The organism is Mesorhizobium sp. WSM4814 (assembly GCF_055811595.1).
The window spans coordinates 1-12,984 of sequence record NZ_JBVVQT010000019.1 but is presented as its reverse complement, the minus strand read 5'-3'; the positions used below and the strand labels follow the sequence as shown (position 1 = coordinate 12,984).

11 protein-coding genes are annotated in these 12,984 nt (G+C 64.6%); 9 read left to right on the top strand and 2 right to left on the bottom strand.

Annotated elements, in window-relative coordinates; translation table 11 throughout:
- Positions 1 to 198: 198 nt before the first annotated feature.
- Both AC0L2V_RS23960 and AC0L2V_RS23955 read left to right on the top strand, forming a co-directional pair.
- Positions 199 to 1,680, top strand: a complete 1,482-nt coding sequence (locus tag AC0L2V_RS23960) for a WD40 repeat domain-containing protein (RefSeq protein ID WP_473521375.1) — start codon at positions 199 to 201, stop codon at positions 1,678 to 1,680.
- Between the two features lie 249 nt (positions 1,681 to 1,929).
- Positions 1,930 to 3,948 carry an amidase gene (locus AC0L2V_RS23955; protein ID WP_473521374.1) on the top strand — a complete coding sequence of 673 codons (2,019 nt, stop codon included), beginning with the start codon at positions 1,930 to 1,932 and terminating at the stop codon, positions 3,946 to 3,948.
- 58 nt (positions 3,949 to 4,006) lie between these two features.
- Here the strand turns inward: AC0L2V_RS23955 and AC0L2V_RS23950 are convergent, their stop codons facing one another.
- The gene (locus AC0L2V_RS23950) at positions 4,007 to 4,336 is read right to left on the bottom strand and encodes a hypothetical protein (protein WP_287178459.1); all 330 of its coding nucleotides are present in this window, start codon (positions 4,334 to 4,336) and stop codon (positions 4,007 to 4,009) included.
- A gap of 176 nt (positions 4,337 to 4,512) precedes the next feature.
- Between AC0L2V_RS23950 and AC0L2V_RS23945 the strand changes: the two genes are divergently transcribed.
- The 3 genes from AC0L2V_RS23945 (at position 4,513) to AC0L2V_RS23935 (ending at position 9,316) form a co-directional block, all read left to right on the top strand.
- Positions 4,513 to 6,135, top strand: coding sequence for an ABC-F family ATP-binding cassette domain-containing protein (locus AC0L2V_RS23945; protein WP_473521373.1), 1,623 nt, complete (start codon positions 4,513 to 4,515; stop codon positions 6,133 to 6,135).
- Positions 6,136 to 6,521: 386 nt separating this feature from the next.
- Entirely contained in the window at positions 6,522 to 7,826 is a 1,305-nt protein-coding gene (locus AC0L2V_RS23940; protein ID WP_473521372.1) for a mechanosensitive ion channel family protein, read from the top strand.
- Positions 7,827 to 8,197: 371 nt separating this feature from the next.
- Positions 8,198 to 9,316 carry a KamA family radical SAM protein gene (locus AC0L2V_RS23935; RefSeq protein WP_473521371.1) on the top strand — a complete coding sequence of 373 codons (1,119 nt, stop codon included), beginning with the start codon at positions 8,198 to 8,200 and terminating at the stop codon, positions 9,314 to 9,316.
- Positions 9,317 to 9,485: 169 nt separating this feature from the next.
- On the opposite strand, the gene AC0L2V_RS23930 is transcribed toward AC0L2V_RS23935, so the two are convergent.
- A complete protein-coding gene (locus AC0L2V_RS23930) occupies positions 9,486 to 9,929 on the bottom strand; it encodes a hypothetical protein (protein WP_473521370.1) in 444 nt (147 codons plus the stop codon).
- Here AC0L2V_RS23930 and AC0L2V_RS23925 point away from each other — a divergent pair.
- The 4 genes from AC0L2V_RS23925 to AC0L2V_RS23910 all read left to right on the top strand — a co-directional run bounded on the left by AC0L2V_RS23925 (position 9,915) and on the right by AC0L2V_RS23910 (position 12,804).
- Positions 9,915 to 10,256: a BA14K family protein gene (locus AC0L2V_RS23925; RefSeq protein WP_287222783.1), complete on the top strand. Its 342-nt coding sequence runs from the start codon at positions 9,915 to 9,917 to the stop codon at positions 10,254 to 10,256. The two genes, AC0L2V_RS23930 and AC0L2V_RS23925, sit on opposite strands and share 15 nt — an antisense overlap.
- A 125-nt stretch (positions 10,257 to 10,381) precedes the next feature.
- Positions 10,382 to 10,711 (top strand): DUF2934 domain-containing protein, encoded by a 330-nt coding sequence (locus AC0L2V_RS23920; protein ID WP_091600644.1) that lies wholly within the window; start codon positions 10,382 to 10,384, stop codon positions 10,709 to 10,711.
- Between the two features lie 3 nt (positions 10,712 to 10,714).
- Positions 10,715 to 10,864 (top strand): hypothetical protein, encoded by a 150-nt coding sequence (locus AC0L2V_RS23915; RefSeq protein ID WP_091600645.1) that lies wholly within the window; start codon positions 10,715 to 10,717, stop codon positions 10,862 to 10,864.
- Between the two features lie 167 nt (positions 10,865 to 11,031).
- Complete coding sequence (locus AC0L2V_RS23910) at positions 11,032 to 12,804, top strand: adenylate/guanylate cyclase domain-containing protein (RefSeq protein WP_473521369.1); 1,773 nt, start codon at positions 11,032 to 11,034, stop codon at positions 12,802 to 12,804.
- The last annotated feature ends 180 nt before the right edge of the window (positions 12,805 to 12,984 follow it).

Sequence of the window (12,984 nt, the reverse complement as noted above, 5' to 3'; positions counted from 1 at the left end):
TTCCCTGGCAGGCGATTCTAGCGCGCGACCGGGCAACATTGCGGCGACCAAGAGTGTCGCCAGGCCATATCGAGCGATTTGGCGCAGCCGCGCGTTTTGCGCTCGCTGTTTCGCTCTTCGGAATTGACCGGGCATCGACAAGCCCGGCGCCGCCCTGCATCATTGCGGACGAAGCGACAGCGGCGCGAGGGGAGCCCGATGAACAGGTTTGTCGACAGGCTGCTGGCAATGCTGCTGCTGGCGATCGGCATGCTCTGCTTCACACGCGTGTATTTCGCGCTGGGCGGCGGGGATGTCGGCGACGCTTTCGCGTCGGTGCGCCTGGCTTTCTTCGGGACAGCGGGTGTTGTCTCAGCTCTTGCAGCCCTGCTGTTCTGGGCCGGCCTGTTGCCGGGCCGATCGACGCTGGCTCCGAAGATGCCTCTGTTCGGCAGGGGCGCCGACCTGCAACCCGCCGGAAGACCACGCCTGCGGCGGCTCCTTGCCGTCGTTCCGTTCCTCGCCGTGCTCGCTCTGGTGGCCGACCAGCTCAGCCCGTGGTCGCGGCAGCCACAGGACGCCGGCAAAAGCCTGATCGCCGAGCAAACCGTGCCGAGCGCGCCGGAAAGCCAAGAGGTCACCAGCGCACCGGCCCCGGAACCGGAAGCGGCTCCTGCCTCGCCATCCAAGGTCGCGCTTGCCCCACCTGTCTCACCGCCGGAGCCTGCTCCAGCCCCGGCTGCGCCACCGCAGACCGTCGCGCCGCTGCCTCAGGCTCCGCCGCCGCAGCCGACGCAGCCCGATGGCCACCGCGAGCCCGTCGTCTGGCTGGCGGTGGCGTCCGACGGTCACTCGATCATGAGCGCCAGTGCCGACCGCACGATCAAGCTCTGGGATATCGACGGCAAGCGCCTGATCCGCACCCTCGGCATCCACAAGGACATGGCGCGTACCGCGCTTTTCCTGCCCGGTGGGGCGCGGGCGCTGACGGCGGGCGACGATGGCGAGATCGTGCTGCGCCAGCTCTCCGATGGCGCGGTGCTGCACGTCTTCTCGTCAGGCCAGAACGGCGGCGTCAACAAGCTGGCGATCAGCCCCGATGGCAAACGTGCAGTCAGCGGGCACGACACCGGCAGGGTCATCGTCTGGGATATCGAGAAAGGCTCGGTGCTGCATGTGATGCCGGGGCACGACTGGTCGATCAGCGGGGTCGCCGTCTCACCCGACGGCACACGCGCGATCAGCGGCAGTATCGAGGGCACACTAAAACTATGGGACATTGACACTGGCAAGCAGCTGCGCAGCTGGCACGGGCATGAGCGCGGCCCCTATGGCATCGTGTTCATGGCCGACGGGCGCCATCTGATCACCGGCAGCGGCGATTATACGATCAAGCTCTGGGATCTCGACAGCGGCCGCGAAGTCCGCCGCCTCGAGGGCCATTCGGGCACGGTCTATGCGCTGGCGCTGTCGACCGACGGCAAGCGGCTGCTGTCCGGTTCGCTCGACGGCACGGCACGGCTGTGGGACATGGAAACCGGCAGCGAGACCGCGCTGTTCGACAGCCGGTCCGGACCGGTCTACGCCGTGGCGTTCGCCGCCGACGGCACAGTGCTGACCGGCGGCTACGACCGCACCATCCGAGACTGGCCGGCAGGCGGCGGTGATGCGGTGGCGCTGTTCCCGGGCGCGCCGGAGTGATCAATTTCCTGATCGCGCTTGAGCACCCCCCTCTGTCCTGCCGGACATCTCCCCCGCAAGGGGGGAGATCGGATGTCACTTCGGCTTTCGTCAATCTCCAGCGTTGAAAAGTTGGCGCTGTCGAGGACGCTGCCGATCTCCCCCCTTGCGGGGGAGATGCCCGGCAGGGCAGAGGGGGGGTGTGAAAGAACGCGACCTGTGCAATATCGGCGCTAGGCCCCATCGTCGCGCAGGGTGCAGGGACCGAACATGACGACCAACCTCCACATCGTCGAGGCGTCCATCGCACAGCTGCGGCAGGCGCTGGAGGCCGGCACTGTCACCAGCGTCGAGCTGGTCGGCGCGTGTCTCAGGCGCATCGCCAGGTACGACCGCCATGGCATCGCCCTCAACGCCGTTCCCGTGCTCAATCCCAAAATGTTCGAGGAGGCGGCCGCGTCCGACTGGCGCCGCAGGAACGGTGCTGCGCTCGGGCCGCTGGACGGCATCCCCTATACCGCCAAGGACAGCTACAAGGTGTCTGGCCTCACAGTGGCCGCCGGCTCGCCGGCCTTCGAGCATCTCATCGTCAACGAGGACGCCTTCACCATCGGGCGGCTGCGGGCCGGCGGCGCGGTGCTGATCGGGCTGACCAACATGCCGCCGATGGCCAATGGCGGCATGCAGCGCGGCGTCTACGGCCGGGCGGAAAGCCCCTACAATGCCGATTACCTGACCGCCGCCTTCGCGTCGGGCTCGTCGAATGGTTCCGGCACCGCGACCGCCGCCAGCTTCGCCGCCTTCGGGCTTGGCGAGGAGACATGGTCGTCGGGCCGCGCGCCGGCGTCGAACAACGCGCTGGTCGCCTACACGCCGTCGCGCGGCGTCATTTCGGTGCGCGGCAACTGGCCGCTGGTGCCGACGATGGACGTTGTGGTGCCGCATACGCGCAGCGTGCCCGACATGCTCGAACTGCTCGACGTGATCGTTGCCGACGACCCGAACACAAGGGGCGATTTCTGGTGTGCGCAGCCCTGGGTGGCGCTGCCGAAGAGCTCGGATGTACGGCCGCCACGCTACACCGGCCTCGAGCTGGAGGGAGCGCTGCGAGGCATGCGGCTCGGCGTGCCCCGCATGTATATCGGCCGCGATACGGAGGCCGAAATTGCGATCCAGACCCGCGCCTCGGTGCTGGAACTGTGGCAGCAGGCGGCGGCTGATCTGCGGCGGCTCGGCGCAGATGTGATCGAAGTCGATTTTCCCGTCGTCTCCAACTACGAGCGCGACCGGCCGGGAACAAAAAACATGGTCGATCGCCGGCTGATTCCCAAAGGATTCGCCGAGCGCGAGATATGGGACCTGTGCGTCTTCGCCTGGGACGATTTCCTGCGCGCCAATGCCGACCCTACCATCCCCGATCTCGCGTCGGTCGACGGCGCAAAAATCTTTCCGCAGCCGCCGGGCACGCTGCCGGACCGTTATGAGGACAGTTTTGATGTGGCGGAATATGTCGAGCGGGCCAAGCGCGGCGTCACGCCATTCCTGGCCATTCCCGAGCTGGAGGCCGGCATGAAAGGCCTGGAGGCGACGCGGCGCATCGATTTCGAGGATTGGCTCGACGCGCAACGGCTCGACGCGGTGGTGTTTCCCGCCGTCGCCGATGTCGGTCCGGCCGATGCGGATGTCAACGAGGCCTCCGCAGCGCTGGCCTGGCGCAACGGTACCTGGGTCGCCAATGGCAATCTGGTGCCGCGCCATCTCGGCATTCCGACCGTCACCGTGCCGATGGGCGCGATGGCCGATGTCGGCATGCCGGTCGGCCTAACCTTCGCCGGCAAGGCCTATGACGACATCCGGCTGCTGCGGCTGGCCGGCGACTTCGAGCGTTTTGACCAGCGCCGCAGCCGCCCGCCGCGCACGCCGGAACTCCCCGACGATGTTTTTCTCGCCCGACACAACGCGAGCATGCCCGGCGAGGCGCCGCCGCTCACCGTCGCGCTTGCCGCCGAGACGCGCCATGCCGGTGATCAGGATGAGATAACCATCATGCTCGACATCGATGGCAAGGCCGGGACCGACACTCGTGTGAAAGTGCACGTCAACGGCGAGCCTGCCACCATGCAACAGACCGGGGCGCGCTTCACCGGGCGCGCGGTGGTGCCGGCCAAAGAGCATGAGAGAATCCACAGCGTCTGGCGCGGCTCGTACGGCTCGATCGTCACCGCTGTCGTGCGTCTTGAAGACGGACGCGCCGCCGGCGCCTACGTGGTGACCGGCGGGATCGGGTGACCATCGCGCTTCGCCTTGTGCTGCGGCGCGCCGTCTGCAAACGGCTTTTCAATTCGCGTCAGTCCGGCTTGCAGGGGTCGGCCTTGGCCGCTGCTGTCTTCTCGCCCTCCTGCTGCGCCTCGACATCCTGCTGCGAGGTGGCAAGGTTTTTATCGCCGCCGGCTTCCTGGTTGGCAAGCGGCATGGTGTTGCCGGTCTTGTTGGCCGGGCCGCCCTTTACCCTGTTACCGGTATTCGCGTCGGTTTCGAGGGGCGCGCGCGTTGCGTCTTTTGCGACGCCTGATTGAGCTTCGACCGATGCGGTCGTGTCGTGGCAGGTAGCGCTTGCCGTGCCGGCCGTCAGCCCGATCATTGAGGTGGCGAGCAAAATAGCGGTTAGGGTCTTCATCTCGTCCTCCTTCGCTGTTTGAGGTCATCTTTCTAAACTGCCGGCACTATCCGAGGTTCCGCCAATTCAGTTCGAACTTCGAATGTGGCGTCCTATTCCCGTGATTTGCGGGCTTCCGCAGGCGCCGCCTATCGCGTATTGGCGCGGGGAAAATCCCTTGGGCGCGCGTGAAAAGCATGATTCGACTGGAAAGCATCAGCAAGCAGAACGGCCGGCAGATCGTCTTCATCGAGGCCTCCGCCTCCCTGCAGAAGGGCGAGAAGGTCGGGCTGGTCGGCCCCAACGGCGCCGGCAAGACGACGCTGTTTCGCATGATCAACGGCGAGGAGCAGCCCGACGAGGGCCAGGTCTCCGTCGATCGCGGCGTCACCATCGGCTATTTCAGCCAGGACGTCGGCGACATGGCGGGCCGCAGCGCGGTCGCCGAAGTGATGGACGGCGCCGGGCCGGTGAGCGAAGTGGCGGCCGAGATGGGCGAACTCGAAGCCGCCATGGGCGATCCCGATCGCGCTGACGAGATGGACGCGATCATCGCCCGCTACGGCGACCTGCAGGCGCGTTTCGAGGAGCTCGACGGCTATGCGCTGGATGGCCGTGCCCGCGAGGTGCTGGACGGCCTCGGCTTCAGCCAGGAGATGATGGACGGCGACGTCGGAAAACTTTCCGGCGGCTGGAAGATGCGCGTGGCGCTGGCCAGGATCCTGCTGATGCGGCCCGACGCCATGCTGCTCGACGAGCCGAGCAACCATCTCGATCTGGAAAGCCTGATCTGGCTGGAACAGTTCCTGAAGAACTATGACGGCGCGCTGCTGATGACCTCGCATGACCGCGAGTTCATGAACCGCATCGTCGACAAGGTGGTGGAGATCGATGGCGGCTCGTTGACCGCCTACTCCGGCAACTACGAGTTCTACCAGCAGCAGCGGGCGATCGCCGACCGGCAGCAGCAGGCGCAGTTCGAGCGCCAGCAGGCGATGCTGGCCAAGGAGATCGCCTTCATCGAGCGCTTCAAGGCACGCGCCTCGCACGCCGCCCAGGTGCAGAGCCGGGTGAAGAAGCTGGAGAAGATCGACCGCGTCGAGCCGCCAAAACGCCGCCAGAAAGTGTCGTTCGACTTCCAGCCGGCGCCGCGCTGCGGCGAGGACGTGGTGACGCTGAAGAACGTCCACAAGGGCTATGGCAGCCGCCCGATCTATCAGGGGCTGGATTTCCAGGTGCGCCGTCGCGAGCGCTGGTGCGTGATGGGCATCAACGGCGCCGGCAAGTCGACGCTGCTGAAGCTGGTCGCCGGCGCTTCCGCGCCGGACAATGGCACGGTGGCACGCGGGCCCAGCGTCAGGATGGGCTATTTCGCCCAGCACGCCATGGAAGTGCTGGAGGGCGAACGCACCGTGTTCCAGACGCTGGAGGATGCGTTTCCGCAGGCAGGCCAGGCGCCGTTGCGCGCGCTGGCCGGCTGCTTCGGCTTTTCCGGCGACGAGATCGAAAAGAAATGCCGGGTGCTGTCGGGCGGCGAGAAGGCGCGGCTGGTGATGGCGTTGATGCTGTTCGACCCGCCCAACCTGCTGGTACTGGACGAGCCGACCAACCACCTCGACATCGCCACCAAGGAGATGCTGATCACGGCACTTTCGCAGTATGAGGGCACCATGCTGTTCGTCTCGCATGATCGGCATTTTCTGGCGGCGCTGTCGAACCGGGTCCTGGAACTGACGCCCGAGGGGGTTCATACCTACGGCGGCGGCTATACGGAGTATGTCGAGCGAACGGGGCAGGAGGCGCCGGGGCTGCGGAGCTGAGCTGCCGCGAGGGCAGCAAGGGCCGAGCGGCCCGGCGTCGTTGGCCTGAGGGGGGCGGGACTGGCGCCGAGCCTAACCGGTTGGGGGGTAGATCACCGGCCACCTGCATACATACGCTAAATCTAATTTAAGAGCAAGCTAATGTAACAGTGATTCAATGTTGCGCGTTGGCGATTTTCCAGCGGTTGTTTCCAATCGGTTGTTGTTTCTGGCGGCCGCTGCCTGGCCGCGTGCGTCACTCTTATGACGGCGGCTATACCCGACATGTTGAGCGCACCGGCCAAGAGGCGCCGGGGGCGCGCGGGCTGAAGCGCAGAGCGCCGGCTTGACCCTTCACCAGGCCGGCGACATTGTGCTGTTCGCCAATCCATAACGGTCGTGTGGGAATGGATTTTCGCAACGCCATCGATGAATCGCTGGCCTGGGCCAGCCGATGGTTCGACTTCGCCGTCACGCCGTGGTTTTTCTATCAGGCTGCCATCATCGTCATGCTCTTCCTGGTCGCGAAGCTCGCGGCGCAGCGCATCGAACCGCTCGTGGAGAACCGGGCACGCCAGATCAAGGGGCATCCCGGACTGTTGAGGGTGGTCGTTGCCCTGTTGCGGCGCACCGACTGGATCCTGTTCACGGTCTTCCTGCTTGCCGCGCTCGTTCTCATGCGCGCCGTCACCTGGCCGAGCCGGACCCATTTCATCTATATCGCGCTCTCGCTATCGCTTGCGTGGCTGTTTGCGTCGGTGCTGTCGCGCATCATCCGCAATCGCTTTGTCGCGCGGGCTCTCGCCTGGCTGACCTGGATCTATGCGGCCCTCGTCATCCTGGGCATCGATGACGACGCTGCGACTTTCATGGAAGGCCTTGCAATACCTTTGGGCGCGGTGCGCCTTTCGGCGCTCATGGTGCTGAAAGCGGCGCTGCTGCTGATCGCCACGGTTTGGCTTGCGGTGGTCGTCGGCAAGTATATCGACGAGCGCGTCCGCATCTCCGAAGAGCTGACGCCCTCGATCCGCGTCCTCGTCGGCAAGGTCGCAAAGGTCGCCCTTGTGCTGGTGGCGGGTGCCATCGCCCTGTCCTCCGTCGGACTAGACCTGACGGCCCTGACGATATTCTCCGGCGCCGTCGGCGTCGGCCTGGCTTTCGGGCTGCAAAAGGTGGTTTCGAATTTCGTCTCCGGCATGATCATCCTGCTCGACAAGTCGATCAAGCCGGGCGACACCATTTCGCTCGAAGGCACTTTCGGCTGGGTGCGCGAATTGCGGGCGCGGTTTGTCTCGGTGGTGACGCGCGACGGCCGCGAGTACCTGATCCCGAACGAAGACTTCATCACCCAAAGGGTCATCAACTGGTCGTTCAGCGACAACCTCGTGCGGCTCGACGTGAATTTCGGGGTCTCTTACGACGCCGACCCGCATAAGGTCAGTGAACTGGCCATCAAGGCCGCCATGAGCGTCGGCCGGGTCGAAGCGGACCGGCGGCCGGTCTGCTGGCTCACCGACTTCGGCGAATCCTCGCTCAATTTCGTCCTGCGCTTCTGGATCCACGACCCTCAGCAAGGCCTGACCAATGTGCGCGGCAGGGTGCTGCTGGCGCTGTGGGATGTTTTTAGGGAAAACGGCATAGACATCCCCTATCCGCATCGCGAGATCATCATGAAGCCGGATGGGCGTGCTGAGAAACCAGGCGGGCGCTGAAGCTGCCAATCTCCCACCTTGTGGGCCGGTCAATCGCATTTGGATTCTTGCGAAGGTGGACCCCCACCCTAACCCTCCCCACAAGGGGGAGGGAACGCTGCCGCGCGCCTTAACTTCCCCTTTGGCGCCCGAAAGGCATGGCAATTTGCCGAGGTCAGCGCAAACGGAAGTCTCCCTCCCCCTTGTGGGTGTTTGGACCGGAGACATCGCGAACAGGGGTGGGGGTACATCGTAGAGCGAAAGCCTCGGCTTTCCACCTGCAATAGCCCTGCCTTCGCGGGGGAGATTGGCAGCTTCGCCGCTGAGTGCATCCGGCAAGGGTTCGCACCTCGGCTCCAATGCTGTACAGCCCCGAATTCAAGGAGCTTTTGATGACCTCACACCTCGACACCCCCGACACCGGCATGGCGGCCGACGACGACGCCGCGTGGCAGGGCGATGTTCGCGCCGGCGTGCGGCAGGTGCGCGATCTCGACTCCCTGCCGCTGTCGCCAGCCGAGCGCGCGGCGGCTCAAGCCGCGGCCACGCGCCACAAGGTTCGCATCCCAAAAGCCTATCTCGACCTGATCGACTGGAGCGACCCCGCCGATCCGATCCGGGCGCAGGTCATCCCGTCGCCCGAAGAGCTGGCCGAGCAGGAGGGCGAGCTCGACGATCCGATCGCCGACCACGCTTTCAGCCCGGTGCCGCGATTGACGCATCGCCATGCCGACCGGGTCCTGCTGTTTGCGACCTACCAGTGCGCGGTCTATTGCCGGTTCTGCTTTCGCAAGGAGTCGCTGACCTCGATCGGCCGCGGTTTTTCGCGCGAGGCGCTGGAGCCGGCCTTCGCCTATATCGAGGCCCACCCCGAAATCCGCGAGGTGATCCTGACCGGCGGCGATCCGCTGTCGCTGCCGGACAAGGCGCTGGCAGAAATCCGCGCCCGCATCGAGGCGGTTGCGCATGTGCGGCTGTTGCGCATCCACACACGCGTGCCCGTAGCGCTGCCCTCGCGCGTCACGTCAGGAATGGTTCGCTCGCTGCAGGGCCGGCTGATGGTCACAGTCGTCACCCATTTCAACCACGCGCGGGAGATCACGCCGGCCACCGAAGAAGCCTGCCGCGCGTTGCGGCAGGGCGGCTTCGTGCTGCTCAATCAGAGCGTCCTGCTGAAAGGCGTCAACGACACCGTCGAGGTGCTGGAGGAGCTGTGCCGCGAACTGATGTACCGCCTCGGCATAAAACCCTATTACCTGCACCACGGCGACCTCGCGCGCGGCATGGCGCATCGGCGCACCACGATTGCCGAGGGACGGGCGCTGGTCAGCGCCTTGCGGGCGCGCCTGTCGGGCATCTGCAACCCGGTCTACGTGCTGGACCTGCCGGACGGCGGCGGCAAAGTGCCGCTCGGCCCGTGCCATGTCGAGGCGCGGGACGGCGATACCTGGCGGATTCGCGGGCAGGATGGCGAACTGAGGACCTATACCGATCTTGTCGGCGATCCTTAGAAAGCTGGGTTCCTCGCCCCGCGAAGCGGGCAGAGGTGGCCCGGCGAAGCCGAGACGGAGGGGGGCTTCCTTTGCGCACGGAAGTTCATGCTGCCGCGCTTGGTTGGAACCGGATCCAATGCCTCGCATTTTAACAGATGACGGGGCAAAGGAGCGCAAGGTGAAAGCTTTATCGGCGGTACTTGGCGGCTTCGTGCTGACGCTGGCGGTTTTCGCCAGCGGATTGGCCTTCGCCCTCTGGATTCTCTTCGCCGAACCGGTGCGGCCGGTCGCTCCGACTTCCAGCGTTGCCGAACTGTGGCCGAGGGAGCCGCGGAAGGTGAACCCCGCTTCGCAGCAGCTTGAGCGCCTTCCCGCCCGCGCGGCCCCAGAGGTCGCAGAGGTACCAGAGGTACCAGAGGTCCCAGAGGTCCCAGAGGTTGCAGCGGTCCCGGCTGATCAGGCCCCATTTGATCAGGCCCCATTTGATGAGGCCCCAGTTGATGAGGCCCCAGTTGATCGCGCCGCGAAACCTGCCGATGCCGCATCTTCGTCGCCCGACACCACCGCTACCGCCTCCATCAAGCCGACAACGCCGGCAACCGACGAGCAGCAGGCGATGCCCGCCGCCCATGTGGAGTGGTGCGCAAGCCGCTACCGCTCCTACAGGCCAAGCGACGACCACTACACATCCTACAGCGGAGAGCAGCGTCCCTGCATCTCGCCCTATCTCGATGCCGGTGCGGCCGACCGCGCCACGCAGCCTGCCGACGATGGCCCCAGCTATGTCGAGGCGACCGACATGTCGCCAATGGATGGCGAGGTTGCGTCGGATGAAACCGGCGGCGCCTGGCTTCCGCCCGACCACGTAGAATATTGCTTCAGCCGCTACCGCTCCTATCGGCCGGAAGACAACACCTACCAGCCCTATTCCGGCGGCCCGCGCCGGCAGTGCGAGTAGCCGGCAGGTGGCGGACTGGCGGCCGCAGCGCATGGCGCCTGGGCAACCCGTCCAACGATCACGCAGACTTCTTGGATCGTTCGGGTTGGCGTGGCGTTCATCCGATACAAAAAGGAGGAATCAACATGGGCGACGACCGGGAAGACAGGATTCGTGAGCGCGCATACCAGATCTGGGAACGCGAAGGCGGGATTCATGGCGATCCCGAGCGGCACTGGCACCGGGCCGAGGCCGAGATCGACAGGGAGGCAGCCCTACCGCTGACCGCAGGCGATGCCCTGCCGGAAACCCGCGAGGTCGCGAGCTCCGACGTCTTGACGGTGGAGGCCCTGGCTGTGCGCACCGGCATATCGGGCGAACAGGCGCAGGAACTGATCGACAGGCTGGGCAACGACCGAGCGGCGATCGAACAAGCCGCGCGCAGCCTCAAGGGGAAGCAGCGGCTCGGGGAGTGATAGATGATCAGAAAACTCAAAGACGGAAAATACCGCCTCCATTCGAGCAAGAAGGACGAAAAGACCGGCAAGCGCCGCAATCTCGGGACGTTTGACAGCCGCGAGGCTGCGCAGAAGCACGAACGCGAGGTGCAGTATTTCAAGAGGCATTGAGGCGGGCGCTGATGGCCGTCCCTTGCCAGGCAGCCGCGCCGGATGACCCCTTACTTCGGCGTAGGGTGTAGAATTCTAGCGAGTGCAGGATACCGCTCTGATGGGGACAGCGAACTTTTATATTTCCCTGCCTCTTCGTGTTATTGTGGATACGAGGAGATTGGCCCGTGAGCGAGAGCCGCAAGCTAGCCGCGATCCTTGCCGCTGATGTGGTCGGGTACAGCCGGCTGGCGAGCGCGGATGAAGATCGTACTTTGGCCCGGTTGCGGGCACTTCGAAGCGACCTGATCGACCCGACCATCGCCGTGTACAACGGTCGTATGGTCAAGCGCACAGGCGATGGTGCGTTGGTTGAATTCCGCAGTGTGGTAGATGCCGTGCGCTGCGCCATAGAAGTGCAGGATGGCATGGTCGAGCGCAACGCCGGCGTGCCCGAGGATCGCCGCATCGAGTTTCGGATTGGGATACATTTGGGCGACGTGGTCCAAGAAAGCGACGGCGACCTGATGGGCGACGGCGTCAACATCGCCTCGCGTCTGGAGGGTGTCGCGGCCCCGGGCACCATCTGCCTGTCCGAAGACGCCTATCGGCAAGTCAAGACGAGACTAGACGTTTCGGTCAGTGATCTCGGCGACACCCAGCTCAAGAATATTGCCGAACCGATCCGGGTTTATTCACTCCGAGTCGGCACCGCGGCTCACGCAAAGGCGCCTGTGACCCACGAACTTTCGGAAGCTCTGCTTTCCACAGCGGCACCGCCTCAGTTATCGATCGCCGTGCTGCCCTTCGCCAACATGAGCGGTGATACCGAGCAGGAATATTTCGCCGACGGAATCTCCGAAGACATCATCACAGCTCTCTCAAAGCTGTCGCAGCTGTTTGTGATCGCTCGCAATTCGTCCTTCACTTTCAAGGGCAGGAACGTGAACGTTCAGGAGGTCGGCCGGAACCTCGGCGTGCATTACGTGCTGGAGGGCAGCGTTCGCAAATCCGGCAACAGGGTACGTATCACCGCGCAGCTTATTGACGCGACCACAGGCGGACATCTGTGGGCGGAGCGCTTCGATCGCAACCTGACCGATATCTTTGCCGTACAGGACGACGTCACGCAGCAAATTGTCGACGCGCTGGCGCTCAACCTGACAAAGGGCGACCAGCAGCGGCTCGCGACCGAGCAAACCGGCAACCTGGACGCGTATGACTGCTTTCTTCATGGCCGAGAGCAGCTATGGCGGTTCACGAAAGCGGAAAACATCAAGGGCCGGGAGCTGTTGCAGCGCGCCGTCGAATTCGACCCGAAATTCGCTCCCGCCTACGCGTTCCTCGCGTTCGCAAACATACTGGACTATGCAAACCAGTGGAGCTCGTCGTGGTCGAACGCAATGGCACAAGCGGAAATGTTCGCGGCACGGGCAGTGGCGCTCGACGATCGATACCCTTACGCACATTGGGCGCTGGGCATCGTCGAATTGTATTCGCGACGGCATGAGGCGGCCATCTGCTCGGCTAAACGCTTGATCGCTCTTGCGCCAAATCTTGCCGAGGGGCACGAAAATCTCGGTTACGCACTGCATTATTCCGGCAAGCCTGAGGACGCACTCCGGTGTTTCGACAGGGCAATGGCCTTGAACCCGTATTATCCGGACGTGTACCTTCACTTCCAGGCGCAAGCGATGTTCCAGTTGCGCAGGTACGAAGAGGCAATTGGGATCCTGAGGCGGCGACTTGTTCGTAACCCTTCCACCGACGTCTCACGCGTGCTCCTGGCGGCGAGCTACGGCCATCTGGGTCGGTTCGAAGAAGCCCGTCGCGAGTGGCAGGAAGTGTTTCGCGTCAACCCCCAATATTCACTGGAACATCGCCGCAAAGTGTTGCCCTACAAGGATCCCAACGATTTCGAGCTGATCGTGGATGGCCTTCGCAAAGCCGGCCTCGTATGAGCACCTGACCGGGCGAGGTCCGGTATTGAACCTTCTGTAGCCGCTGCTTCGAAGGAACAGCACGACCGCTGTGCGGCGCGTTGATGACTGGAGCGGGGCCGACGAACGAACCCGCTGCGCGGGATGGGCGCGTGGGGTGAGGTAGAGATCACGAACCGGACGTCGCGCTCGCATTGAGGG

Excerpts from the sequence above, each read along its gene's own strand:
- AC0L2V_RS23955 (WP_473521374.1), top strand. The coding sequence starts at position 1,930 with ATGACGACCAACCTCCACATCGTCGAGGCGTCCATCGCACAGCTGCGG.
- AC0L2V_RS23940 (WP_473521372.1), top strand. The coding sequence starts at position 6,522 with ATGGATTTTCGCAACGCCATCGATGAATCGCTGGCCTGGGCCAGCCGA.
- AC0L2V_RS23920 (WP_091600644.1), top strand. The coding sequence starts at position 10,382 with ATGGGCGACGACCGGGAAGACAGGATTCGTGAGCGCGCATACCAGATC.
- AC0L2V_RS23960 (WP_473521375.1), top strand. The coding sequence starts at position 199 with ATGAACAGGTTTGTCGACAGGCTGCTGGCAATGCTGCTGCTGGCGATC.
- AC0L2V_RS23945 (WP_473521373.1), top strand. The coding sequence starts at position 4,513 with ATGATTCGACTGGAAAGCATCAGCAAGCAGAACGGCCGGCAGATCGTC.
- AC0L2V_RS23935 (WP_473521371.1), top strand. The coding sequence starts at position 8,198 with ATGACCTCACACCTCGACACCCCCGACACCGGCATGGCGGCCGACGAC.
- AC0L2V_RS23925 (WP_287222783.1), top strand. The coding sequence starts at position 9,915 with ATGCCCGCCGCCCATGTGGAGTGGTGCGCAAGCCGCTACCGCTCCTAC.
- AC0L2V_RS23915 (WP_091600645.1), top strand. The coding sequence starts at position 10,715 with ATGATCAGAAAACTCAAAGACGGAAAATACCGCCTCCATTCGAGCAAG.
- AC0L2V_RS23930 (WP_473521370.1), bottom strand. The coding sequence starts at position 9,929 with ATGGGCGGCGGGCATCGCCTGCTGCTCGTCGGTTGCCGGCGTTGTCGG.
- AC0L2V_RS23950 (WP_287178459.1), bottom strand. The coding sequence starts at position 4,336 with ATGAAGACCCTAACCGCTATTTTGCTCGCCACCTCAATGATCGGGCTG.